Genomic DNA, 7,670 nt, shown 5'->3' on the forward strand with positions numbered 1-7,670 from the left:
ACGGCGCGGGACGGGCCGGCCCGCCGGTCACCGGAGGAACACGTTGTCCGCGTCCTCCCAGCCGGCCGGCTCCTGGGGCGGGGACGGCGGACGCCGGCGCGACCGCGAGTCGTACATCGCGTCGATCTCGACGGCGTAGGTCCGCACGATCTCGTCCCGCCGGAGCTTCATCGACGGCGTGAGCAACCCGTTGCTCACGTCGAACGGTTCGGGCAGGACGCGGAAGACCCGGATGGACTCCGAACGCGACACCGCGCTGTTGGCCGCGGCGACCGCCCGCGCGACCTCCTCGCGCAGCGCGTTCTCCTCGCGTGCCTCACGGAGCGGGGCGTCGCCCTGCAGGGCCAGACCCGCCCGCCAGTGCGTCAGGAACTGCGGGTCGAGGGTGATCAGGGCACCGACGCAGGGCCGGTTGTCGCCCACCACCACCGCCTGGTGCACGAGCGGGTGCATGCGCAGCCGCTCCTCCAGGGCGGCCGGGGCCACGCTCTTGCCGCCGCTGGTGATGATGATGTCCTTCTTGCGGCCCGTGATCGCCAGGTAGTTCTCGTCGTCCAGGTGCCCGATGTCCCCGGTGGCCAGCCAGCCGTCGCGCAGCACCTCGCGGGTGGCGGCCTCGTCGCCGACGTACCCCTGGAACAGCGACGGCCCGCGCACCAGGATCTCCCCGTCGTCGGCCACCCGGATCTCCATGCCGGGCAGCGGCTGCCCGACCGTCCCGGACTTCTCCCGGCCCAGCGGCTGCATCGTCAGCCCGCCGCTGGTCTCGGTCAGGCCGTAGCCGTCGTGGACGTACACGCCGATGCCCTCGTAGAAGAGGGACAGCTCCCGGCTGAGCGGCGAGCCGCCGGACGTCGCGCGGCGCACCCGGCCGCCCAGCGCGTCCCGCAGCCGGCGGTACACCGTCCGCTCGTACAGGGCGTGCTGGAGGCGGAGGTCGACGCCGGGGCCGGGGCCCCGGCCCAGCCGGCGGCGCTCCAGCGCGGCGGCGAAGTCCCGCGCCGTGGCCGCGGCCCGCTCGAACAGCGCCCCGCGGCCCGCGCGCTGAGCCGTGCGCAGGAAGTTCTTGTAGAACTTCTCCAGGACCGACGGGACGGCGTAGAGGTACGTCGGGCGCAACGAGCGCAAGGAGGCGGACAGTGCCTCCTCCGTCATCGCCGGCTCGTGTCCCATGAGCAGTCCGCCCCGGACGCACAGGTTCTGGATCATCAGCCCGTACACGTGCGAGAACGGCAGGAAGGCGAGGACCACGCCCTGCTCCCCGGGCGGAGCCACCGTGTGGCCCCAGCCCTCGATCAGCGTGTCGCACGGCCCGGCCAGGCTGCGGTGGCTCAGCGCGCAGCCCATGGCGCGGCCGGAGGTGCCCGAGGTGTAGGCGACGACCGCCGTGGAGTCCGGCAGGACGATGCGGCGCATGGAGTCGACGGTGGCGAACGGCAGGAACGCGCCGCGCGCCACCAGCGTGTCCAGCGCCCCGGCGTCCAGCTGCCAGACGTGGCGCAGGGACGGCAGCGACGCGCACACCGAGCCGACGGTCATCACGCTCTGCTCGTCCTCGACCACCACGGCAACGCAGCCGGCGTCCCGCAGGATCCACTCGACCTGGTCGCGCGACGAGGTCGGGTAGATGGGCACGACCTCGGCGCCCACCGCCCACAGCGCGTAGCTGAGGACCGTCCACTCGTACCGGGTGCGGGCCAGGATCGCCACCCGGTCGCCCGGCGAGATCCCGCAGGCGATCAGGCCCTTGGCCAGGTCGACCACCTCGTCGCGGAACTCGACGGCCGTCACCTCCTGCCAGCCGGTGGAACCGGTCCCCGGACGGCGGGCGAGCATCGGCAGGGTCGGCGTGCGGGCCGCCGTCTCGAAGAGGCTGTCGGCGAGCCCGCCCGTCAGGAGCGGGACGGCCCGGGGAGCGAGAGCGAGGTCGCGCATGCGCTGGCTCCTGACATGTACGGACGGTGACGCCGCCGACGAGCACCGTTATCGGCGGTGCTGAATCTAGCCGAGGCGACGGCGGCGGGTGGCCCGGACGGCAGAAGTGTTCCCGCCCGGTGATCTCGCCGGATCGGGGGACCCGGAGGTCATGAGATACACGAATCCGGACCCGGAACCCGAACGCAGCACCGGACTGGAGCCGGGCAGCGGTGTGCCGCCCGGCGAGACGCCGCCGGGGGAGAGCAGCATGTCCGAGGCCGGCCCCTGGGAGGGCCACAACCCGCCCAAGGGCTGGGCCAAGGCACCCCTGGCCGTGATCCTCGTCCTCGTGCTGCTCGTCGCGGCGGGCTTCCTGGGGTACGCCCTGGTCCTGATCCTCTGAGCACGCACGGCAACGGCCGTCGGGGACGCCGGCCCCGCCGGGGCGTCTCAGGCCGCCTGCGTCCGGCGGACGCACTCGGTGACCACGTCCCGCAGGCTGCCGGTGCGCTCCAGCAGCTCGCGCTGCACCCGGGCGCCGTTGCCGTGCCGCAGCAGCGAGGCGACGCCGTCCCGCACCCGGTCCAGGTCGCCGTCGGCGGCCAGGGCCTCCTCGACGTGCTCCAGCAGAGCCCGTACGACTGTCTCGGCGGGCATCCGCCGCATCGTCCGCGGGTGCAGCAGCTCCTCGGTCAGGCCGGACCGGGCGGCGCGCCAGGCCGCGAGGCGGAGCAGGCTCACGCTGTGGCCGGCCGGTTCCGCGCCTTCCCGCCACTCCCGTGCCGCCGTGTCGACCAGCGCGCGGGCCAGGGCGGCAATGAGGGCGGCGGTGCTCGCGTCCAGGCAGACGTCCATGACCCGGAACTCCACCGTCGGGTACCGCCGGGACAGCCGGACGTCGAAGTAGATCATCCCCTCGTCGAGGATGGTGCCGGTGGCGACCATGTCCGCGACCCGCCGGTGGTAGGTCTCCGCCGACCCGAACAGTTCCGTGGGGCCGGCCGACGGCCACCGCTGCCACACCCGGCTGCGGTAGCTGCTGTACGACGAGTCCTTGCCCTGCCAGAACGGGGAGTTCGCGCTCAGCGCGGTCAGCACCGGCAGCCAGGGCCGCACCCGGTCGATGACCGCGACGCCCTCCTCGTCGGACTCCACCGAGACGTGCACGTGGCAGCCCAGGACGAGCTGTTCGTGGACCACGACGCCGTACTGGCCGGCCATCCACCGGTAGCGGTGGTTCATGCCGACGGAGGGAGTGACCGGCAGCGGCGAGGTCGCCAGTGCCGCGACGGCACAGCCGCTCCCGCCGGCGTGCCGCCCGGCCTCCTTCCGGCAGCGGACGATCTCCGCGTGCAGCCGCTCCATGTCCGCCTGCGGATGCGTGGCGAACTCGAGCATCTGCTCGTGCAGTTCCTTCTCGAACACGTCCTGCTCGGCGTCGTCCAGCGAGGCCCGGGCGAGCACGGCGGCGGACAGCGCCCGCGGCTCACCGGTCTCGGGGTCGACCAGGAGGAGTTCCTCCTCCACTCCGACGGTGCGCACGTGATGCCGCCTTTCCATGATCCCGGCCACGACGACGAGGGGGTGCCGTCCACAGGACCACCGACTGCCCCGCAAGGGCCGCCGGACACCTCGTCGCGCCCTCCGGTCTCACAGGGCGTACGGCGCCAGCCACACGGTCGCCAGCGGCGGCAGCGTGATCCGGATGCTCCCGTCCTCCGGCTTGACCGGGTCGGGATTGGCGACGCCGCTGCCGCCGTACTGCTCGGCGTCGGTGTTGAGGACCTCCTGCCAGGCGACGGCCTCGTCGCCGACGGCGAGCCCGTACTCGTGCCGGACGACCGGGGAGAAGTTCGACACCGCCAGCAGGGGGGAGCCGTCCGCGTCGTACCGCAGGAACGCGAAGACGTTGTCCTCGGCCGCGTCCACGGCCACCCACCGGAAACCGGCCGGATCGGTGTCGCGCTGCCACAGGGCCGGGGTCCGCCCGTAGCGGGTGTTGAGGTCCCGGACCAGGTCCTGGATCCCGCGGTGATCGGCCGCCGAGTGGTACCCCTCGTCGAGCAGCCACCACTCGGGGCCCTGCTTCTCCGACCACTCCGCGCCCTGCGCGAACTCCTGCCCCATGAAGAGGAGCTGCTTGCCGGGGTGCGCCCACATGAAGCCGAGGTAGGCGCGGACGTTGGCCCGCCGCTGCCACCAGTCGCCCGGCATCTTCGACACCAGCGCCTGCTTGCCGTGCACCACCTCGTCGTGGGAGATCGGCAGGCAGTAGTTCTCGCTGTAGGCGTACACCATCGAGAACGTCATCTCGTGGTGGTGGTACTTGCGGTGCACCGGCTCGTGCGCGACGTACTCCAGCGAGTCGTGCATCCAGCCCATGTTCCACTTCAGGCCGAAGCCGAGCCCGCCGGTGTCGGTGGGCCGGGTCACCCCGCCCCACGCGGTGGACTCCTCGGCGATGGTCACCACGCCGGGGCAGCGCCGGTACACGGTCGCGTTCATCTCCTGGAGGAACGCCATGGCCGCCAGGTCCTCCCGGCCGCCGTACTGGTTGGGCTCCCACTGGCCGGAGTCGCGCGAGTAGTCCAGGTACAGCATCGAGGCGACGGCGTCGACGCGCAGCCCGTCGATGTGGAACTCCTCGCACCAGTACACGGCGTTCGCCACGAGGAAGTTGCGCACCTCGGTGCGGGCGAAGTCGAAGGTGTACGTCCCCCAGTCCGGGTGGGTCGCGCGCCGCTCGTCCCCGGGCTCGTACAGCGGGTCCCCGTCGAAGCGGGCCAGCGCCCAGTCGTCCTTCGGGAAGTGCGCCGGCACCCAGTCCATGATCACGCCGATCCCCGCCCGGTGCAGGGCGTCGACCAGGTACTTGAAGTCGTCCGGGGAACCCAGCCGCGCGGTCGGCGCGTAGAACCCGGTGACCTGGTAGCCCCAGGACGGCCCGTAGGGGTGCTCGGCGACCGGCATCAGCTCGACGTGGGTGAAGCCCAGGTCCTTGGCGTACGCGGGCAGCACGTCGGCCAGCTCGCGGTACGACAGCCCCGGGCGCCAGGACGGCAGGTGGACCTCGTACACCGAGAACGGCGCCTCGTGCACGGGCGTGGCGGCGCGGGTGCGCATCCACTCGGTGTCGTTCCAGTCGTAGTGCGAGGCCGTCACCACGGACGCGGTGTTCGGCGGCTCCTCCGCCGCGCGGGCCATCGGGTCGGCCTTGAGGAACCGGTGCCCGTAGCGGGAGTGGATCTCGAACTTGTACCGGGTGCCCTCGCCGACGCCCGGCAGGAACAGCTCCCACACCCCGGACGAGCCGAGCGAGCGCATCGGGAACGCGGTGCCGTCCCAGTGCGTGAAGTCCGTGGCGACCCGCACCCCCTGGGCGTTCGGCGCCCACACCGTGAACCGCGTGCCGGTGACGCCCTCGTGCGTCATCGGATGCGCGCCCAGCGCCCGCCACAGCTGCTCGTGCCGGCCCTCGCTGATCAGGTGCAGGTCGAGATCGCCGAGGGCGGGCAGGAAGCGGTACGGGTCGTCCGTCTCCCGCTCGCCCTGCTCGTACGCCACGACGAGGGTGTACGCCGGGATCTTTGCCAGCGGCAGCACGCCGGAGAAGAGGCCGTCCTCCTCCGACGCGAGGGCGTGGCGCTCGCCGTCGACGACCACGCTCACCTCGCGGGCGAACGGGCGCAGGGCGCGGAAGGCGACGCCGCCCGGGACGGGGTGGGCGCCGAGCAGGGCGTGCGGGTCGTGGTGGGCGCCCGCCAGCAGGCGCCCCCGGTCGACCGGGTCGAGGGGCGGGGCGGTCCCGCACGCACCGGGTGCGGACGGGACGGGACCGGACGGCTCGGGAAGCGCGGTGTCGTGGAGGGCCACGGGTCAGTCTCCTCTCACGGCGAGTCGTTCGATCGCCGCCATGGGTACGGGAAGCCAGTCGGGGCGGTGCCGGGCCTCGTACAGCACCTCATACACGGCGCGGTCCGTCTCGTAGGCGCGCAGCAGGCCGTGCTTCTTACGGGGGTCCCACCCGGCGCGGGCGGCGTAGCCGGCGCAGAACGCCTCCCGGCAGCGGCGCGCCCACTCGGGGCGCCACGGGCGGCGCTGCCGGGCGGCGTAGTCGAACGAGCGCAGCATGCCCGCGATGTCCCGGAGGGGGGAGTGGGCGCTGCGCCGTTCGGACAGCGGGCGCGACGGCTCGCCCTCGAAGTCGATCACGAACCAGTCCCGGCCGGCCCGCAGCACCTGACCGAGGTGCAGGTCGCCGTGGATGCGCTGGGCGGGCGGCCCGGAGTCGCAGGTGGACAGCGCCGCGAAGGCCGTCCGCAGGCCGGGGACGAAGGGCCGCAGGGCGGGTACGCAGTGCGCGGCGGCGGTCAGCCGCTCGGTCATCGCCGCCGCCGTGCGGTCGTTCTCCCCGGGAGGGCCGGCCGGGAAGGCATCGGCCAGCGCGAGGTGCACGTCGGCCATCGCCCGGCCCAGCTCGTGGGCCTGCACGGTGAAGTCGTCCCCGGAGGCCAGGGCGTTCAGGGAGAGGGTCCAGCCGTCGGAGGCGTCGTGCAGGAACGGCTGGAGCACACCGAGGGTCGCCTCGTACGGATGGGTCGTCCGCATCCACGCCACCGGAGCGGGGACCCGCCCGCAGCCCTGCCGGGCCAGTGCGCCCGGCACCTCCAGGTCGGGGTTGACGCCGGGCTGGATGCGCCGGAAGAGCTTCAGGATGAACTCGTCGCCGTAGATCAGCGACGAGTTGGACTGCTCCGCGTCCAGCAGTCGCGGCACGAGTCCGCCGGGCACCGGTCGCGAGGGGTCGGACTCGAAGCGCAGCGGTCCCGCCTTGCCGGGGTGCCTGAGCCGTTCCAGGAGCAGCTGGGCCGTGCGGGGGTCGTGCAGCGCGTCGTAGACCGTCCGGCCGGCCAGCGGGCCGTCCTGCACCTGCCCGATGAGCGCCCGGCCCAGGCGCGGCGACGGCTGCTCGCGCACGCCGAGCAGCAGCTGGTAGCAGTCGCCCGCCGAAGGAGCACCGCCCGGGGCGGGCACGGGTCCGTGCCCGGTGTGCACCAGGAGGTGCAGACAGCCGGGGAACAGCTCGGTCATCGACAGCAGACCGAGTTCGGCCACGGGCCGGTCCTTGCCGGCGAACCAGCGCTGGCGGGGCAGCCACTCGCGCAGCAGCTCGCCGAGCGACGCCATGGGCTCGGCGAGTTGCCTGCGTCTCGTGCGCAGGGGTGCGGTCTTCGGCATGGTGACGCGTCCTTTCCTCGGCCCGCGCTCAAACGCGGCGGCCGATGCGGGATGCGACTCGGGTGAGCCGGAACCAGTAGAAGCCGTGGCCCCCGAGGGTCAGCAGGTACGGCAGTTCGCCGATGGCGGGGAAACGGACGCCGCCGAACAGCTCCACCGGATGGCGTCCGGCGAACTCGCGCAGATCCAGCTCGGTCGGCTGGGCGAACCGCGCGAAGTTGTGGACGCACAGCACCAGGTCGTCCTCGTACTCGCGCAGGAAGGCCAGCACGGCGGGGTTGGAGGAGGGCAGTTCGGTGTACGTGCCGAGGCCGAAGGCCGGGTTCTGCTTGCGGATCTCGATCATGCGCCGGGTCCAGTGCAGCAGGGAGGACGGCGAGGCCATGGACGCCTCGACGTTCGTGACCTGGTAGCCGTAGACCGGGTCCATGATCGCGGGCAGGTACAGGCGCCCGGGATCACAGGTCGAGAAGCCCGCGTTGCGGTCGGGCGTCCACTGCATCGGCGTGCGGACC

At 73.0% G+C, this 7,670-nt stretch carries 6 protein-coding genes; 1 reads left to right on the forward strand and 5 read right to left on the reverse strand.

The features are described 5' to 3' along the window. Positions 1–27 precede the first annotated feature (27 nt). Positions 28–1,935, reverse strand: coding sequence for an AMP-dependent synthetase/ligase (locus tag ACFIF2_RS30055; protein ID WP_395576395.1), 1,908 nt, complete (start codon positions 1,933–1,935; stop codon positions 28–30). A 151-nt stretch (positions 1,936–2,086) separates the two neighbouring features. Here ACFIF2_RS30055 and ACFIF2_RS30060 point away from each other — a divergent pair, with 151 nt between their 5' ends. Next, positions 2,087–2,320, forward strand: a complete 234-nt coding sequence (locus ACFIF2_RS30060; RefSeq protein WP_395576396.1) for a DUF6480 family protein — start codon at positions 2,087–2,089, stop codon at positions 2,318–2,320. Between the two features lie 47 nt (positions 2,321–2,367). Here the strand turns inward: ACFIF2_RS30060 and ACFIF2_RS30065 are convergent, their stop codons facing one another. The 4 genes from ACFIF2_RS30065 to ACFIF2_RS30080 all read right to left on the reverse strand — a co-directional run. Continuing rightward, positions 2,368–3,459 carry a glutamate--cysteine ligase gene (locus ACFIF2_RS30065; protein ID WP_395576397.1) on the reverse strand — a complete coding sequence of 364 codons (1,092 nt, stop codon included), beginning with the start codon at positions 3,457–3,459 and terminating at the stop codon, positions 2,368–2,370. A gap of 108 nt (positions 3,460–3,567) precedes the next feature. Further along, on the reverse strand, positions 3,568–5,790 hold the full coding sequence (gene glgB / locus ACFIF2_RS30070; RefSeq protein WP_395576398.1) for a 1,4-alpha-glucan branching enzyme: 2,223 nt from the start codon (positions 5,788–5,790) through the stop codon (positions 3,568–3,570). Between the two features lie 3 nt (positions 5,791–5,793). Then, complete coding sequence (locus tag ACFIF2_RS30075) at positions 5,794–7,155, reverse strand: maltokinase (RefSeq protein ID WP_395576399.1); 1,362 nt, start codon at positions 7,153–7,155, stop codon at positions 5,794–5,796. Positions 7,156–7,183: 28 nt separating this feature from the next. Beyond that, positions 7,184–7,670 (reverse strand): alpha-glucosidase C-terminal domain-containing protein (locus ACFIF2_RS30080; RefSeq protein ID WP_395576400.1); only part of this gene is annotated, 487 nt, incomplete at its 5' end.

Origin of the sequence: Streptomyces sp. BK79, from assembly GCF_044142145.1 — a bacterium.
GTDB lineage: Bacteria > Actinomycetota > Actinomycetes > Streptomycetales > Streptomycetaceae > Streptomyces.

Bases quoted from the DNA above. Each gene is read 5' to 3' on its own strand.
- ACFIF2_RS30055 (WP_395576395.1), bottom strand. From the start codon at position 1,935: ATGCGCGACCTCGCTCTCGCTCCCCGGGCCGTCCCGCTCCTGACGGGC.
- ACFIF2_RS30060 (WP_395576396.1), top strand. From the start codon at position 2,087: ATGAGATACACGAATCCGGACCCGGAACCCGAACGCAGCACCGGACTG.
- ACFIF2_RS30075 (WP_395576399.1), bottom strand. From the start codon at position 7,155: ATGCCGAAGACCGCACCCCTGCGCACGAGACGCAGGCAACTCGCCGAG.